General features: G+C 33.4%; 16 protein-coding genes. 10 read left to right on the top strand and 6 right to left on the bottom strand.

Annotated features, from left to right (window positions below; genetic code table 11):
* The first annotated feature begins 92 nt into the window (after positions 1-92).
* The 4 genes from KO515_RS03920 to KO515_RS03905 all read left to right on the top strand — a co-directional run bounded on the left by KO515_RS03920 (position 93) and on the right by KO515_RS03905 (position 5,620).
* Positions 93-3,530, top strand: coding sequence for a methylmalonyl-CoA mutase family protein (locus KO515_RS03920; protein WP_215935079.1), 3,438 nt, complete (start codon positions 93-95; stop codon positions 3,528-3,530).
* A gap of 157 nt (positions 3,531-3,687) precedes the next feature.
* Positions 3,688-4,161 (top strand): OsmC family protein, encoded by a 474-nt coding sequence (locus KO515_RS03915; RefSeq protein ID WP_215935078.1) that lies wholly within the window; start codon positions 3,688-3,690, stop codon positions 4,159-4,161.
* A 245-nt stretch (positions 4,162-4,406) separates the two neighbouring features.
* Positions 4,407-4,946, top strand: a complete 540-nt coding sequence (locus KO515_RS03910; protein WP_215935077.1) for a sigma-70 family RNA polymerase sigma factor — start codon at positions 4,407-4,409, stop codon at positions 4,944-4,946.
* Positions 4,947-5,005: 59 nt separating this feature from the next.
* A complete protein-coding gene (locus tag KO515_RS03905) occupies positions 5,006-5,620 on the top strand; it encodes a DEAD/DEAH box helicase (RefSeq protein ID WP_215935076.1) in 615 nt (204 codons plus the stop codon).
* 4 nt (positions 5,621-5,624) lie between these two features.
* Here KO515_RS03905 and KO515_RS03900 read toward each other — a convergent pair whose 3' ends face one another.
* Complete coding sequence (locus tag KO515_RS03900; RefSeq protein WP_215935075.1) at positions 5,625-6,020, bottom strand: hypothetical protein; 396 nt, start codon at positions 6,018-6,020, stop codon at positions 5,625-5,627.
* Positions 6,021-6,137: 117 nt separating this feature from the next.
* On the opposite strand from KO515_RS03900, the gene KO515_RS03895 reads away from it, so the two are divergent.
* A complete protein-coding gene (locus tag KO515_RS03895; protein ID WP_215935074.1) occupies positions 6,138-6,581 on the top strand; it encodes an Lrp/AsnC family transcriptional regulator in 444 nt (147 codons plus the stop codon).
* Positions 6,582-6,620: 39 nt separating this feature from the next.
* Here the strand turns inward: KO515_RS03895 and KO515_RS03890 are convergent, their stop codons facing one another.
* Positions 6,621-7,595 (bottom strand): YpdA family putative bacillithiol disulfide reductase, encoded by a 975-nt coding sequence (locus KO515_RS03890; protein WP_215935073.1) that lies wholly within the window; start codon positions 7,593-7,595, stop codon positions 6,621-6,623.
* Positions 7,596-7,711: 116 nt separating this feature from the next.
* Between KO515_RS03890 and KO515_RS03885 the strand changes: the two genes are divergently transcribed.
* The gene (locus KO515_RS03885; RefSeq protein WP_215935072.1) at positions 7,712-8,314 is read left to right on the top strand and encodes a DUF1684 domain-containing protein; all 603 of its coding nucleotides are present in this window, start codon (positions 7,712-7,714) and stop codon (positions 8,312-8,314) included.
* 34 nt (positions 8,315-8,348) lie between these two features.
* Here the strand turns inward: KO515_RS03885 and KO515_RS03880 are convergent, their stop codons facing one another.
* The 4 genes from KO515_RS03880 to KO515_RS03865 form a co-directional block, all read right to left on the bottom strand.
* Positions 8,349-8,822, bottom strand: coding sequence for a GNAT family N-acetyltransferase (locus KO515_RS03880; protein ID WP_215935071.1), 474 nt, complete (start codon positions 8,820-8,822; stop codon positions 8,349-8,351).
* Positions 8,823-8,829: 7 nt separating this feature from the next.
* Positions 8,830-9,648: a 3-deoxy-8-phosphooctulonate synthase gene (gene kdsA / locus KO515_RS03875; RefSeq protein WP_215935070.1), complete on the bottom strand. Its 819-nt coding sequence runs from the start codon at positions 9,646-9,648 to the stop codon at positions 8,830-8,832.
* A gap of 92 nt (positions 9,649-9,740) precedes the next feature.
* Entirely contained in the window at positions 9,741-10,283 is a 543-nt protein-coding gene (locus KO515_RS03870; protein ID WP_215935069.1) for a hypothetical protein, read from the bottom strand.
* A 117-nt stretch (positions 10,284-10,400) separates the two neighbouring features.
* Positions 10,401-10,760, bottom strand: a complete 360-nt coding sequence (locus KO515_RS03865; RefSeq protein WP_215935068.1) for a hypothetical protein — start codon at positions 10,758-10,760, stop codon at positions 10,401-10,403.
* A 211-nt stretch (positions 10,761-10,971) separates the two neighbouring features.
* Here KO515_RS03865 and typA point away from each other — a divergent pair, with 211 nt between their 5' ends.
* The 4 genes from typA (at position 10,972) to KO515_RS03845 (ending at position 16,485) form a co-directional block, all read left to right on the top strand.
* Positions 10,972-12,768: a translational GTPase TypA gene (typA, locus tag KO515_RS03860; RefSeq protein ID WP_215935067.1), complete on the top strand. Its 1,797-nt coding sequence runs from the start codon at positions 10,972-10,974 to the stop codon at positions 12,766-12,768.
* Between the two features lie 203 nt (positions 12,769-12,971).
* A complete protein-coding gene (locus tag KO515_RS03855) occupies positions 12,972-13,889 on the top strand; it encodes a GNAT family N-acetyltransferase (protein WP_215935066.1) in 918 nt (305 codons plus the stop codon).
* 187 nt (positions 13,890-14,076) lie between these two features.
* Complete coding sequence (locus KO515_RS03850; RefSeq protein WP_215935065.1) at positions 14,077-15,177, top strand: DegT/DnrJ/EryC1/StrS family aminotransferase; 1,101 nt, start codon at positions 14,077-14,079, stop codon at positions 15,175-15,177.
* Complete coding sequence (locus KO515_RS03845) at positions 15,178-16,485, top strand: O-antigen translocase (protein ID WP_215935064.1); 1,308 nt, start codon at positions 15,178-15,180, stop codon at positions 16,483-16,485.
* The last annotated feature ends 2 nt before the right edge of the window (positions 16,486-16,487 follow it).

The raw sequence follows: 16,487 nt of genomic DNA, 5'->3' as shown, positions 1-16,487 counted from the left end.
ATTTTCGTTAAGTTTTAGATATTTATCGATTATTGCTTTAGATTTTTGAATATTCCTTAAATTTGCTGCTTAAATAAGTAAGATTTTTAAGAATGGAACAAGCTACACCTTATAAACCAACATATAAAGTACGTATAGTTACAGCCGCATCACTCTTTGATGGACACGATGCTGCTATCAATATTATGCGTCGTATCATTCAATCTACAGGAGTGGAAGTGATCCATTTAGGTCATGATAGAAGTGTAGAGGAAGTCGTTAATACTGCGATTCAGGAAGATGCCAATGCTATAGCCTTAACGTCTTACCAAGGTGGACACAACGAATATTTTAAATATATGTACGATTTGCTCAACGAAAAAGGAGCAGGTCATATTAAAATCTTCGGAGGTGGAGGTGGAGTTATTCTTCCTGAAGAAATCAAAGAATTAATGGATTATGGAATTACTAGAATCTATTCTCCAGATGACGGAAGAGCTCTTGGGTTGCAAGGTATGATTAATGATTTGGTACAGCAATCAGATTTTGCCATTGGAGATGTTCTTGGTGATGAAGGAAAAACACTTCATAAAAAAAATCCAAAAGCTATTGCACGAGTGATTTCTTCTGCGGAAAACTTTCCAGAAGTAGCAAAAGACACTTTAGATGCTATTCATGCTAAAAATGCAACTTCAAAAACACCAGTACTCGGTATCACCGGAACAGGTGGTGCAGGAAAGTCTTCTTTAGTCGATGAATTAGTACGTCGATTCTTAATCGATTTTCCAGAAAAAACGGTTGGACTAGTGTCTGTAGATCCATCAAAACGAAAAACAGGTGGAGCACTTTTAGGAGATCGTATCCGTATGAATGCTATTAACTCGCCAAGAGTTTATATGCGAAGTTTGGCCACACGTCAATCTAACTTAGCCTTATCTAAATATGTTAATGAAGCTGTTGAGGTTTTAAAAGCTGCTGAATACGACTTAATTATTTTGGAGACCTCAGGAATCGGGCAATCCGATACCGAAATTATTGAACATTCTGATGTGTCTTTATACGTAATGACACCTGAGTTTGGGGCAGCGACACAATTAGAAAAAATTGATATGCTCGATTTTGCCGATTTAGTAGCCATTAATAAATTTGATAAACGTGGTTCATTGGATGCCTTACGCGATGTGAAAAAGCAATACATGCGTAACAATAATCTTTGGGATGTGCATCAAGATGATTTGCCGGTTTATGGAACAATAGCCTCTCAATTCAATGATCCAGGAATGAATACGCTCTATAAAGCGATTATGGATAAATTGGTTGAAAAGGCAGATTCAGATTTAAAATCTACTTTCGAAATCTCTAAAGAAATGAGTGAGAAGATTTTTGTTATTCCTCCTTCAAGAACACGTTATCTATCTGAAATTGCAGAAAGCAATAGAGCTTATGATAAAACGGCTAAAGAACAAGTTGAAGTGGCTCAGAAACTTTATGGGATTTATAAAACGATTTGTTCGGTAATGGATGTCACATCGAGCGCAGTCGAAAGGTCTTTTATTAGCAAGCAAGGACTTGATCAAGATGAGATTTTAAAAGAAGTTGCGGATGATAAAACAGATTTAGTTAAATTACTTATTGCTGAATTCGACCGCGTAAAATTAAACCTAGATCCTTATAATTGGGAAGTCATTACAGCTTGGGATCAAAAAGTAAATACATATAAAGACCCTATTTATACTTTTAAAGTTAGAGACAAAGAAATTAAAATAGAAACACATACCGAATCTCTGTCGCATACGCAAATACCAAAAGTAGCGTTGCCAAAGTACCAAGCGTGGGGCGATGTTTTAAGATGGTGTTTACAAGAAAATGTACCAGGAGAATTTCCGTATACAGCAGGTTTGTATCCATTTAAAAGAACAGGTGAAGATCCAGCGCGTATGTTTGCAGGAGAAGGCGGACCAGAACGTACCAACAAACGTTTTCATTACGTAAGTATGGGTTTACCAGCAAAACGATTATCTACAGCTTTTGATAGTGTAACCTTGTACGGAAATGATCCGGATTTACGTCCAGATATCTACGGGAAAATCGGAAATGCGGGCGTGTCTATTTGCTGCTTAGATGATGCTAAGAAATTATATTCTGGTTTTGATTTAGCAAACGTTATGACTTCGGTAAGTATGACGATTAATGGTCCTGCACCAATGTTACTAGGCTTTTTTATGAATGCCGCCATAGACCAACAATGTGAATTGTACATTAAAGAAAATGAACTTGAAAAGGAGGTTGAAGCTAAAATAGCGAACATTTATAAAGGGAAAACACGTCCTTCTTATCATGGAGAATTACCAGAAGGAAATAACGGTTTAGGCTTAATGCTTTTAGGTGTGACAGGTGATCAAGTGTTGCCTGCAGATGTTTACGCAGAACTAAAAAAGAATACCATTGCGCAAGTTAGAGGAACGGTTCAAGCTGATATTTTAAAAGAAGATCAGGCACAAAATACTTGTATTTTCTCTACGGAGTTTGCTTTGCGTTTAATGGGAGATGTACAAGAGTATTTTATTGAAAATAATGTGCGTAATTTCTATTCGGTTTCTATTTCTGGATATCATATTGCAGAAGCCGGAGCCAATCCAATTACGCAATTAGCCCTAACCTTATCTAATGGTTTCACGTATGTAGAATATTATTTAAGTCGTGGTATGGATATAAATAAATTCGGGCCCAACTTATCCTTCTTCTTTTCAAATGGTATAGATCCAGAATATGCAGTTATTGGTCGTGTGGCTCGTAAGATTTGGGCAAAGGCCATGAAGCATAAATACGGAGCCAACCCTAGAGCGCAGATGTTGAAATATCATATTCAAACGTCTGGACGTAGTTTACATGCTCAGGAAATCGATTTTAATGATATACGTACGTCGCTTCAAGCCCTGTATGCTATCTATGATAATTGTAATTCATTACATACCAATGCTTATGATGAAGCGATAACGACACCAACGGAAGAGTCAGTTCGCAGAGCCATGGCGATTCAATTAATTATCAATAAAGAATTAGGATTAGCTAAAAATGAAAATCCAATTCAAGGAGCGTTTATTATCGAAGAATTAACAGATTTGGTTGAAGAAGCGGTGTTGTTAGAGTTTGATCGCATTACAGAACGTGGTGGTGTTTTAGGAGCTATGGAAACGATGTATCAACGTTCTAAAATACAAGAAGAGAGTTTATATTATGAAACGTTGAAGCACAATGGGAAGTTTCCTATTATTGGTGTGAATACGTTCCTAAGTTCTAAAGGCTCACCAACGGTTCAACCAGCGGAGGTGATTAGAGCAACTGAGGAAGAAAAGCAGTTTCAAATTAAAACTTTGGAAAATCTGCATGAAGCTAATGACACTAAAGCATTGCTAAAAGATTTACAAGATAAAGCCATTAATAATGAGAATATTTTTGAAGCCTTAATGGAGGTTTGTAAGGTCTGTAGTTTGGGTGAAATCACTTCAGCGTTGTTTGAGGTTGGCGGTCAGTATCGCCGAAATATGTAAGCAGAGAACCACATTTTGTTTTTCACTAAATGTGCGTGAATCGCTTATCCCAAATTTGTTTTGGGATCTCAAAGATTCAAGTCAAAGATCTTTAATTAATTATAACAAAAAGCGTTTCATTTTTAGAAACGCTTTTTTTACTTTCAAAAAAAAAGTCATGTCTATAAAACACACGTTCAAATCCCAAGTCAATTGGACAATTAACGAAGGAGGAAGCACTACTAATCCGAGAACGTTCAGCAGAAATCATAATGTAACAATAGCAAATAAGGTTGCCGATTTACAAGTTTCTGCAGCAAAACCGTTTAGAGGTGATGATTCATTATTTAATCCTGAAGATCTATTGTTGTCAGCTTTAACCTCGTGTCATATGATGTCTTATTTATATGTTTGTGCGCAGCATCACATTGAAGTTTTGAGTTATACAGATGCATCGGAAGGAGATTTAGAAGTCAAAGCAAATGGAAGCGGAAGTTTTACAACAGTAAGATTACAACCTAGGGTTACCATAAAAGATGAGAGCCAAAAGGATTTAGCCTTACGTCTTCACACGAAAGCGAATGAACTCTGTTTTATAGCGAACTCTTGCAATTTTCTGATTTCTCATAAACCCACTATTGTGGTGGCATAATTCCATTTTTAAAAAATAGTTACATTTTTTTGCATCTTTTTTCAACCTTTCTCGTCTATTATATGAACATAAAAATTAGAAATTATGAAAAATATAGAATGTAACTGCAACTGTGATGGTTGCTCAAAAGGAAATTGTAACAACTGTACCTGCGAAAACTGTACGTGCAACAATTGCAACTGTTAAATTAGTGTTAGTTCGGATACGACATTTTGTGTCCGAACTAATTTTAATTACTTTAGATTATGACTACAAAAGAAGTTTGGGGAATTTATGCGGACGATGTGAAACACTTTATTTTAAGTAAGGTGAAAAACACATCGATAACAGAAGATCTGCTTCAAGAAACCTTCATTAAGGTACATACCAAACTACATACTTTAAAAGATGAACATAAGCTAAAATCGTGGTTATTCTCTATAGCACGTTATACGATTTTAGATCATTTCAGAAAAAATAAAAAAGAATTGCCGGTTGAGGAATTGGAATTAGAAGCGGATTCAGAACCAATGGAACATTCTGAGCAAGATTGTTTGAGAGGCATTATAAAAAGCTTACCTAAAAAATATAGAGACCCTTTGTTTTTGTCAGACATAAAAGGACTGAAACAACAAGAGGTGGCTAATCAATTACACTTATCCTTGCCAACCGTAAAATCTCAAATTCAACGTGCCAGACAGCAAATAGCTCAAGGCTTTATGGATTGTTGTGGTTTTGTTATGAATGATGAAGGTCATTTGGTTGGAGAAATACAAGACAAAGCAGACTGTAAAGTTTGTCATTAATAGTATCTTTGAGGCTTCAAGGTTAAATTACTAATCGCCTTATTTTTATAATAACGACAATGTCTTTCAAAAAACTACACCCTTTATTAAAAGCATCTTTAGAAAACGCAGGTTTTGAAACTTCAAATCCTTTTCAGAAAAAAGTACTACCTATTATTAAAGGTGGTTCAGATGCGTATGTCATAGCCCCAAAAGGAAAGGGAAAAACCACGGCACTCATTATTGCAACGATTCACAAATTAAAAGCCGCAGCGTTTGAGGATTCTCCGCGTGCTATTATCGTTGCAAAAGATAAAGCGGAAGTCTTAGCTTTAAAAGATGAGTTTGAAAGATTTACTAAAAATACGGACTTAAGAGTATATGCCCTTTATGATGAATATGATATTGAAAAACAAAAAACAGAAGTTTATTACGGTCAAGATATCGTAATTGCAACTCCTGCGCGATTAAGTAAGTTATATTTTTTAAATGGCATTCATTTAGGGGAGGTTCAGTTATTTGCTATTGAAGATGCTGATTATTTAGGTCGAAATAATGCGTATAATCTCATTTTAAGATTATCTGAGAGTGTGAGTAAGTGTCAATTTGTAATTATTGCAGATGAGATGTATTCTAAAATTAAGAACTATCAGAATAATTTTATGAGTAATGCACAGGTTATTACGCAGAAATAATAGCTTAAAGTGTCAACATCCAAGTCCGTTGCAATTTTCTGAATTTTTTTAATTCACCACGTAGAATAGGCAAATAATCTCTACCATTGCTATTCGATTTTTCTAATCGTTTACAATTGCTGTATAAACGGGTGGTTAAGTAATCTAAACTTTCTAGGTGCTTACTTTTTTTATCCGAACAACTTTCTTGTTCTACGTTAATAATTTGTGGTGCTAGATTTGAAGATTGTTGAACAATATCACCTGAGAAATAAATATGATGATCCTCAGAGCCATCCGCGTTTAGATACGCCAAATCTTGGTTAAGATAAGTCGATATACTTCTGGAAAGCACAATAATATCCATGGCCTTTTTATAAATAGGCAAATCAGATAAATGAGATGGTAGGTGGTAACTCATAATTTCAATAGCAATTGATACGAAATTAAGCACTAAAATTTAAAGTTCACTTTAATAATTAAAGTAATTATGTATATTTACTTTAGAATATGTGTTTATTTAGTTAAATTTCTTTAAATGAGTATTGATAATTTAAATTGGAAGATTTTAAAATGCTTACAGCAGAATGCGCGCATGTCAAATGCGGAAATAGGTAGACGTGTTGGAATCACGTCTCCTGCTGTTTCTGAGCGTATTAAAAAGATGGAGGATGCCGAAATTATACAAGGTTATACGACATTCGTTTCACCCTTTGAAGCTGGTTATCAACTTAAAGCTTTAATTACGCTTCGGGCATTCATGGGGATGCTCAAACCGTTTTTAGAAAAGGTAAAGACTTACGATGAGGTAGTTAACTGTTATCGTATTACAGGCAACGAAAATATAGTCATGGAAGTGGTGCTGAAAAATCAAAAACATTTGGAGGTTTTCATAGACCAATTGATTAGTTATGGTGAAACCAAAACACAGATTGTGTTGTCTCATGTTATTAAATATAGTGAGGTTAAGCCGTTAACATAATTGTAGCTGAACCAGTTTCAATTTATTGAGATATACCTTTTATACGTCTGACATGTTTTGTTCTAAATGTTCAGCAATCATTTTTGCATGGATTCTAGAGTTTTCAATAAACCATTTATGAGTTTCCTTACCACCACAAATGACTCCTGCTAAATAAAGACCTTCAATATTAGATTCCATAGTTTTTGAATTGTAATTAGGAATGGATTTACCATCCTCTGAGAATTCAATTCCTGCTTTTTCCAAAAACTTAAAATTTGGTTTATAGCCAGTCAATGCAATCACATAATCGTTATCGATTGCTTTTTCACCATTTGGAGTGGTTAAAATAACTTCGGAAGGTGTAATTTTTTTAATTTCTGAATTAAAATAGACCTTAATGCTTCCTTCTTCAATTCGATTCAAAATATCTGGTTTTACCCAATATTTAACTCGGTCTCCAATAGCATCACCTCGCACAATCATGGTCACGTTGCCGCCTTTTCTGTAAATTTCTAATGCTGCATCCACTGACGAATTACTTGCGCCTACAACGGCAATATTCTGAAGCGTAAATGGATGTGCTTCCTTATAATAATGGAACACTTTTGGTAAATCCTCACCAGGTACATTGAGTAAATTCGGAATGTCATAAAAGCCTGTTGCGATAATTACTTTCTTACTTTGATAGTGGGCTTTATCTGATTCAATTATAAAACCGGCTTTTGTTTTACTGATGTCTATCACTTTTTCATAAAGCTTAATATTCAGATTATTTGAGGTTGAAACGCGTCTGTAATATTCTAAAGCTTCATTTCTAGTGGGTTTAGGGTTGTTACTGATGAAAGGAATGTCATCAATTTCTAATTTTTCTGAAGTTGAAAAAAAAGTCATATTTAGTGGGTAATTGAATAAGGAATTGGTCAAAGCTCCTTTTTCAATAATAGTATACTCCCATCCTCGTTTTTTACATTCTAAAGCGCAAGCAATTCCTATTGGGCCTGCTCCGATAATTAATACATCTAAATCTTTCATAGGTATATAAAATTACAATTAATACAGATAATTATAAAATGTAAGCTATAAAATATCTTTTATTAGTTATTATGAAATTCTAGATATTGTATTTTTGAATTCTAAATTGATTAGAAATGAAGAATTTGGTATTGTTTTTATTAGTAATAGTTTCCTTTGGTTGTACCGAAAGAAAAAAGATGATAGGTGATGAAACTCCGTTTCAAAGAAAGATGAATGATGAATTTAAGGATGCCTCAAGATCGCCTTTAAAAGCAAAGGATTTAAAAAACTTTGAAGGTTTAGAATTCTTTCCTTATGATTCTACATTTGTTGTTACAGCAACTTTAAAGCGGACGCCAAATAGCGAATGGTTTCATATGAAAACCAATACAGAACGTTTGTCAAAAGAGCGGGTTTTAGGAGTTTTAACTTTTGAACTAAAAGGAAAATCGTATCAACTAAATGCTTATCAAGGTGAAGAATTAATGGAAACTGAAGGTTATAAAGATTATTTATTTCTACCTTTTTTAGATCATACCAATGGCACGTCAACGTATGGAGGAGGGCGTTATATTGATTTACAGATACCAAAAGGTAATACAATTGAGATAGATTTCAATTCAGCATACAATCCAATGTGTGCATATAATGAGAAGTATTCATGCCCAATTGTGCCAAGCGTGAACTATCTTGATTTAGAAATTGAAGCAGGAGTAAAGGCTTTTAAATATCACTAGAGCTACAGCCTGTTTTAGCTTTGAATTTGTTTGATTAGAATTGCTTTTCTACCAGGTAATTTTCGAAGCCAACACCTTTTACAATCTTCTTTTGTTTTTTTAATACTTCAAAATATTTATTATCGAAAAATGGTAAAGCTGTTTTGCTGACATCTGATTTTAAGACCTCAAAATCATTCATCATCACTTGAGATTCTATAATTCGTAATAATTTTGATCCTATACCTTGACGTTGATAGTCTTTATGTACAAAAAGGCCATCTAAATAATTGCCATTTTTTAGGTAGGCAAAACCAACCACATTAGTTTTGATTTCCGCAACAATGAAATAAAGTTTCATGATGCGCTTTTCCCATTCTTCTGTATCATTAGCACCAGAAGCCCAAGCAATAATCTGATTTTCGGAATAATGCTTCTTATTAATATGCGTAATTGTATTTCTGAAAAGTGAAGTGATTTCAGGAATATCTTCTAAAGTAGCTTGTCGTATTTCTATAGATTTGTTCAAACTTATGTTATAAACTATGTGTGGTTTTTCTAATAGCAACTAAATTAGATAATAAGCTTTCTAGATTATCTAAGTGCAACATATTGGCTCCGTCACTTTTTGCATTAGCAGGATCAAAATGGGTTTCTATAAATAAACCATCGACGTTATTTACAACTCCAGCTCTAGCTATAGTTTCAATCATATCTGGTCGCCCACCTGTAACACCAATACTTTGATTGGGTTGTTGCAGTGAATGTGTAACATCTAATACTGTTGGTGCATATTGACGCATGGTTGGAATACCTCTAAAATCGACAATCATATCTTGGTATCCAAACATAGTTCCTCTATCCGTAATCCAAGCGTTTTCGTTACCAGCATCTTTTACTTTTTGAACCGCATGTTTCATCGCTTCAGGACTCATAAATTGTCCTTTCTTTAGATTAACAACCTTTCCAGTTTCGGCAGCAGCAACTACCAAATCGGTTTGTCGTACTAAAAACGCAGGAATTTGTAAAACATCCACATATTCTGCAGCCATGGCAGCATCAGATACTTCATGTATATCAGTTACTGTAGGCACATCAAAAGTTTCAGAAACTTTTCTCAGAATTTTTAAGGCCTTTTCATTTCCAATACCTGTAAAACTGTCAATTCTACTTCGATTGGCTTTTTTAAAACTACCTTTAAAGACGTAAGGAATTTCAAGTTTATCCGTGATTTTTACAACGTTTTCAGCAATACGCAATGCCATATCTTCACCTTCAATAGCGCAAGGACCACAAAGGAGAAAGAAGTTGTTAGAATCAGTGTGTTTTATTTTAGGTATATATGTCAAATCCATAACGGTATCTATGAGTATGTTTAGTGTGCAAATATACTATATAACGATAACTTTAGGAGGTCAAAGAGAGACAACCTTTAAATACTAAAATGTTAATTGATTACAACATATTCAACATTAACAATTTGATAAGTAGATGATGGAGGAATTGCTGGGTCTACTGGATATTCTTTATTAAAAGATAAAATGCAACTAGAATTTGCTGAAATTTCATTACAAGGTTCATCTGCTTCTGCGGAAAGGTTTCCTGAAAATTCTATATGACCATCATAGGCAGTCAAAATAGGTATCCCAATGACATCGTAATTATTATGATTATTCAGCTGAATTTCATATTGAACACGTGTTGTGTTAGTATCGGTGTATGGTTCGTAATTAAAACTCAGTATTTCGTATGTGAAATTTTCTAAAACAGGCGCTTCAATAATTTCGGGTTCTGTAGGTTCAGGGTAATCACAAGGAACCTCTTGTGTGATGTCTTGCGTGTAGCTTTGGTTTCCTACAAAATAAACTTGTGGAATAGTGATTGTTTTTGTGCAATCATTATCTGAAGGGCATGCAAATAATGTTGGTAGTAATAGTATACACACAACTACTTGCAGTTGTCTATAATTATGAATAAAACTAGTATCCAAAGCTTCAGGTTTAAAACATTAAGCTCTAAATATAATTATTTTAAATGTAAATAAGCTGCGACATGTGCACGATAATTATTCCTAAAGAAAAAAATCGATACCGTCTTTAGCTTTTAATTAGAACTCCTTTTTAATACTATTTCGTACAATCCAAAGCGACATTATAAAATTACCAACAACTAAAATTCCTCCGTAAAATAATAGTCTTTTCGATGTTTCTGTCCAGTGAATAATATTTAGCCAATCAAATACGTAGGCTAAAATTAAGTATGACGATAAACAGACAAATATAGTTCCTAAAGAAAAATTTAAATTTCGATTAGGTTTAATGAGTTGCCATAAAAATGGGATACCAAACAATAATATCGGATAAGCAGAAATGCCTTCGGTTTGATTAATAGTTGTAAACCAATACGTTATTACCGATAAAAAATAGAGGTACGGTATAAATTTGGTGTATTTGCTTAGGGTGTGCATTTGTTTTATTTTTAGAGTTATGATTTACCTGCGAAATGCAGTGGTAATGACCTAATTAGGGATTGGTTTAGTAGGATAGATCTTACGCTGTTAATCAATTGTATAACGAAAGATACGACTTCAAATTATTTGATTATGAAATTATAACATATAATTAACGGAAAAACAAGAATTAACCGTACATTTGCACGCTTAAAAATCAGCATCAGTTATGGCTAAGATTAAAAATATTGCAATTATTGCACACGTCGATCACGGTAAAACAACATTGGTAGATAAGATTATGTATCACTGTCAATTGTTTCGTGAAAACGAAAACACAGGAGATCTTATTTTAGATAATAATGATCTAGAACGTGAAAGAGGTATTACAATTACTTCTAAAAACGTTTCTGTTATTTACAAGGATACTAAGATTAACATTATTGATACACCAGGTCACGCGGATTTCGGAGGTGAAGTAGAGCGTGTGTTAAATATGGCTGATGGTGTTGTATTATTGGTAGATGCCTTTGAAGGTCCTATGCCACAAACACGTTTTGTATTACAAAAGGCGATTGACTTAGGTTTAAAGCCTTGTGTTGTTGTAAATAAAGTTGATAAAGAAAACTGTACTCCTGATGAGGTACATGAAAAGGTTTTTGACTTAATGTTTGAACTTGGTGCTGAAGAGTGGCAGTTAGATTTTCCAACAGTTTACGGTTCAGCGAAAAACAACTGGATGAGTGACGATTGGAAAAATGAAACGACCAATATTGAGCCATTATTAGATATGGTTATCGAGCATGTACCAGAACCTGTTTTTCCAGAAGGATCTACTCAAATGTTAATTACCTCTTTAGATTTCTCTAATTTTACTGGTCGTATTGCGATTGGTAGAGTGCAAAGAGGAATTATTTCAGAAGGTCAGCAAATTTCATTAGTAAAAAGAGATGGTTCTGTTACAAAGAGCAGAATTAAAGAAGTATTTATTTTTGAAGGTTTAGGGCGTAAAAAGGTAGAAAGCGTACAAACTGGTGATATCTGTGCAGTTGTTGGTGTTGAAGGTTTTGAGATTGGTGATACTATTGCTGATTTTGAAAATCCTGAAGGTTTAAAATCGATTGCTATCGATGAGCCAACAATGAGTATGTTATTTACCATTAACGATTCTCCTTTCTTCGGAAAAGACGGAAAGTTTGTAACGTCTCGTCATATTAAAGATCGTTTAGAAAAAGAATTAGAGAAAAACTTAGCACTTCGTTTAGGTGAAACGGCTACTGCAGATAAATTTATGGTTTTTGGACGTGGAGTTTTACACTTATCGGTATTAATCGAAACCATGCGTCGTGAAGGTTATGAATTACAAATTGGACAACCACAAGTTATCATCAAAGAAATTGATGGTGTAAAATGTGAGCCAATTGAAGAGTTAACTATTGACCTTCCAGAAACTGTTTCTGGTAGAGCTGTAGAGTTTGTAACTAAGCGTAAAGGAGAGTTATTAAGTATGGTAACTAAGGGTGAGCGTATGGTATGTGAATTTATGATTCCTTCTCGTGGTATCATTGGTTTACGTAATCAATTACTAACAGCGACTGCTGGTGAGGCCATTATGGCACACCGTTTTAAAGAATACCAACCTCTTAAAGGTGAAATTCCTGGACGTATTTCTGGATCTTTAATTTCTATGGAAAACGGAACAGCGATTCCTTACTCAATTGATAAATTGCAGGATAGAGGTAAATTCTTCGTTGAGCCTGGTGAAAATATTTATGAAGGACAAGTTATTGGTGAGAACTCTCGTCAAGATGATATGTCTGTGAACATTACTAAAGCTAAGAAGCAAAGTAACGTTCGTAGTTCTGGAGCAGATGATAAAGCTAAGATTGTACCAGCAATTAAGTTTTCTTTAGAAGAAGCTTTAGAATATATTCAGAAAGATGAGTATGTTGAAGTAACACCAAATTCTTTAAGATTGCGTAAAATCTATTTAAAAGAGGTGGACCGTAAACGTAATAAACTTTAATCTATTAGATTAATTATAAAATTGAGAAAAGAGAAATACTGAAAAGTGTTTCTCTTTTTTTTGTTTTAATTTTAAGTAATAAGCCTTTACAAATAAACCGAACTAATAGTTTTTTATTTACTTTAGTCACGAACTAATACGTAACTATTATTTTCTCAGTAAAAAAATATCAACCAGCTTTACAATCCGAATGGGATGCATTTGTGAAAACTGCAAAAAATGCAACGTTTTTATTTCAACGTGGTTTTATGGACTACCATAGCGATCGTTTTGAAGACTTTTCAGTGATGATATATAAAGACGATCAGCTGTATGCAGTGCTTCCTGCAAATCGAGTAGGTGATCAAGTGATATCTCATCAAGGGTTGACTTATGGTAGTTTTGTGCTTCAAGATAAATCCAAGTTTTTCTATGCTTTTGAGGCTTTTAAAGCTATGCTATCATATTATGAAAATGAAGGCTTGAAAACTTTAGAAATAAAGGTGATTCCAACGTTTTATAATAAAATGCCTTCAGACGAATTAGATTATTTTCTGTATAAAGCCAATGCGCAGATAGTAAAAAAGGACGTGTTGATGGTTATTGATTATGCACATAAATTACGCTTTCAGAAAAATAGAAGAGAAGGGATTAATAAAGCGTTACGTTCTGGTTTAGAATTAAAAGTAGATACTAACTTTAAAGGATTTTGGACAGAGGTGTTAATTCCTAATCTAAAGAAAAAACACGGTATTAAACCCGTACATTCTTTAGAGGAGATAGAACTATTAGCAGCTCGTTTTCCTACTAACATTAAACAAGTTAATATTTATAAAGATGGAAAGGTTGTCGCAGGAACAACTGTGTTTTTGACGGAAACTACGGTGCATCCGCAATATGTGTCGGGTAATACAGATAAAAATACGTTTGGCAGCTTAGATCTCGCTTATGATTTTATCATTAACAAAATGTGTGATGATAAACGGTGGTTCGATTTCAATATCTCTAGTGAAGACAACGGAAATAAAATAAATGAAGGGTTGATATTTTGGAAGGAAAGCTGTGGTGCAAGAAGTCATACAGCAAATACCTATCATGTAAATACTGCCAATCATAAGGGATTGAAAATTTCTAAAACATAAAATGCAATTCTTAGCGTTTACATTATTAAAATTGAATTGAAACATAATATAGGAATGTTTTTAAAAATGTGATGAAATCAAATATCTTAAAGTTTTAATTTAACCAATTGTTGTTTTATATTTCACAGGTTTATCTGATGAGTATGCAATTAGTGAAGTCAGATAGTTGTTTTCTAATTTTAAATTGATGATTAAGTTTTTAGATTTATATAAAATTAATGACCGTTTTCGCGATGCTTTTCAAGCCGCGTTTAGTAAATCTTTAGATGATGCTCATTTTATCCTTGGCACTAACGTTACCACTTTCGAAAATGAATTTGCAGACTATTGCGGCACGACATACTGTGTTGGTACTGCCAACGGTTTAGATGCGTTGATGTTAATTTTAAAAGGATACATACAACTCGGTAAATTAAAAAAAGGGGATAAGGTTATTGTTCCTGCAAATACGTTTATCGCTACGATTTTATCTGTTTTACATGCGGAATTAGTTCCTGTTTTAGTTGAGCCCAATCCAGATACTTATAACATTGCTGTCGATACAGATAAAGAACTATTTCGGGAAGCTAAAGCTATAATTATGGTGCATCTATATGGGCAACTTGCAGATGTAGAAGTTTTTCATAAAATCGCTCAAGATTTTAATTTGCTTTTAATTGAAGATGCGGCTCAGGCTCATGGCGCAACTTCAAATTTAAATAACAGAAAGGCTGGAAACTTATCTGATGCAGCCGCATTCAGTTTTTATCCAACTAAGAATTTAGGAGCACTTGGAGATGGAGGAGGAGTTACCACGAACGATTCAGAATTAGTGGATGTCATAAAATTATTACGTAATTATGGCAGCAAAGAAAAGTATACTAATAAAATGATTGGTTTTAATAGTCGTTTAGATGATCTACAAGCGGCATTTTTAAGTTTAAAATTGAAAACTTTGGATAGTGATAATGATCAACGACGCAAAATAGCTAAAGCATATTTGACCGGTATAAAAAATTCAAAATTAAAGTTGCCATTCTATGATGGTACTAAAAATCATGTATTTTATGCTTTTGTTATTGAGGTTGATGATAGGTCAAATTTCATTGAATTCCTAAATAAGCATCAAATCCAATGGTTAATCCATTATCCAATTCCTCCGCATCAACAAGAGGCATTGAAAGATTTTTCTCATATTAAGTTGCCGCTAACAGAAAAGATCCATAAAAGAATTATAAGTTTGCCTATGAGTCCTGTGATGACAGAACAAGATATTCAAACGGTTATAGATGTTTTAAATACCTATTAATTGAAGAAATTTTTCCAATATATTAACAATGAAGTGCTGGTAAAGGCTGTGAATTTAAATTTGGCTAATCTTAGCCTTAGAATTGTCGCAGGTATTTTGGTTTCTAAATTTATTGCCATTTATATTGGTCCACAAGGTATGGCGCTTATTGGGAATTTAAGGAACTTTATGAGTGCGCTTCAGTCCTTGTCTATTTCAGGACTGTACAAAGGTGTTGTTAGATTGATAAGTCAGTTTAAAGAGGATATTGTTCAGCTTACTAAGACCTTATCTACCGTATTTTATTTCGGGTTTTTCTCGTCAGTACTCTTGTCTTTTTTGTGTTATTATAATGCTGAGTTTATAAATAGTTTAATTTTTTCTTCAAGTTATAGATATACATATATTATAAAAACGCTAGCTATTGTTTTACCGTTTTATGCCTTAAATATGTTTGCTTTTGCCATTATGAATGGGTTCTCTAAGCATAAGTATTTACTCATTATTAATATTCTTGGGCAGATTTTAGGGCTATTGGTCACCTTACTATTAATATATCAAGATAATATAGACGGAGCATTACTTGCTATAGTGATTACACCTGCACTTAATTTGTTAATTACAATCGTTGGTATAGCATTTAGACGCAGTTTGATGTCCTCTATAAAGATCACGCAAGTTAGTTTTTCTATTATAACGAAATTGAGTCCGTACATGGTAATGGCTTTGGTTAGTGCTATTGCACTGCCTCTGGTAATGATTATTATTAGAAATTACCTTATAGATGAAATAGGAATAAATTCTGCAGGTTATTGGACAGCTATGACTCGCGTCTCAGATTATTATTTAATGTTTTTTAATTCGTTAATGGCGCTTTATATTTTACCACGATTTTCTGAAATAAATTCAAAAAAAGCGTTTAGAAAGGAAGTATTTGGCTTTTATAAAACCATTATGCCCCCTTTTTTAATTATACTTCTTCTTATTTATTTAAGCAGATCATTACTTATAAATGTATTATTTACAGAAGATTTTAGACCTGTTGAGGATTTATTCGGATTTCAAATTTTAGGAGATATTGCACGTGTGCTTTCTATGGTAATTGTGTATCAATTTTTAGCAAAAAAAATGTTTGCTCATTTCTTAATTTTAGAAATATTCTTATTTACGATGATGTATATTTCTAGTATTTATCTTATCGATGAATTTGGAGTAGAGGGTGCTGTTATGGGGTATTGTTTAAGTTATGTTATGTACTTCGGTATAATAATATTACTTTTTAGTAGTTCTTTGTTTGGTGTTTTAGATCAAGAAAAAACAGACGATTAATA

This window comes from Winogradskyella psychrotolerans, assembly GCF_018860545.1.
Taxonomy (GTDB): domain Bacteria; phylum Bacteroidota; class Bacteroidia; order Flavobacteriales; family Flavobacteriaceae; genus Winogradskyella; species Winogradskyella psychrotolerans_A.
The sequence above is the reverse complement of the archived record's forward strand: the minus strand, read 5'-3'. Positions and strand labels throughout refer to the sequence as shown.

What these genes read in the sequence shown, in the direction of transcription:
- KO515_RS03890 (WP_215935073.1), bottom strand. Translation starts at nt 7,595, where the DNA reads ATGAAAGATTTAGATGTATTAATTATCGGAGCAGGCCCAATAGGAATT.
- KO515_RS03900 (WP_215935075.1), bottom strand. Translation starts at nt 6,020, where the DNA reads ATGAGTTACCACCTACCATCTCATTTATCTGATTTGCCTATTTATAAA.
- kdsA (WP_215935070.1), bottom strand. Translation starts at nt 9,648, where the DNA reads ATGGATTTGACATATATACCTAAAATAAAACACACTGATTCTAACAAC.
- KO515_RS03895 (WP_215935074.1), top strand. Translation starts at nt 6,138, where the DNA reads ATGAGTATTGATAATTTAAATTGGAAGATTTTAAAATGCTTACAGCAG.
- KO515_RS03865 (WP_215935068.1), bottom strand. Translation starts at nt 10,760, where the DNA reads ATGCACACCCTAAGCAAATACACCAAATTTATACCGTACCTCTATTTT.
- KO515_RS03885 (WP_215935072.1), top strand. Translation starts at nt 7,712, where the DNA reads ATGAAGAATTTGGTATTGTTTTTATTAGTAATAGTTTCCTTTGGTTGT.
- KO515_RS03850 (WP_215935065.1), top strand. Translation starts at nt 14,077, where the DNA reads ATGATTAAGTTTTTAGATTTATATAAAATTAATGACCGTTTTCGCGAT.
- KO515_RS03915 (WP_215935078.1), top strand. Translation starts at nt 3,688, where the DNA reads ATGTCTATAAAACACACGTTCAAATCCCAAGTCAATTGGACAATTAAC.
- KO515_RS03920 (WP_215935079.1), top strand. Translation starts at nt 93, where the DNA reads ATGGAACAAGCTACACCTTATAAACCAACATATAAAGTACGTATAGTT.
- KO515_RS03910 (WP_215935077.1), top strand. Translation starts at nt 4,407, where the DNA reads ATGACTACAAAAGAAGTTTGGGGAATTTATGCGGACGATGTGAAACAC.
- KO515_RS03905 (WP_215935076.1), top strand. Translation starts at nt 5,006, where the DNA reads ATGTCTTTCAAAAAACTACACCCTTTATTAAAAGCATCTTTAGAAAAC.
- typA (WP_215935067.1), top strand. Translation starts at nt 10,972, where the DNA reads ATGGCTAAGATTAAAAATATTGCAATTATTGCACACGTCGATCACGGT.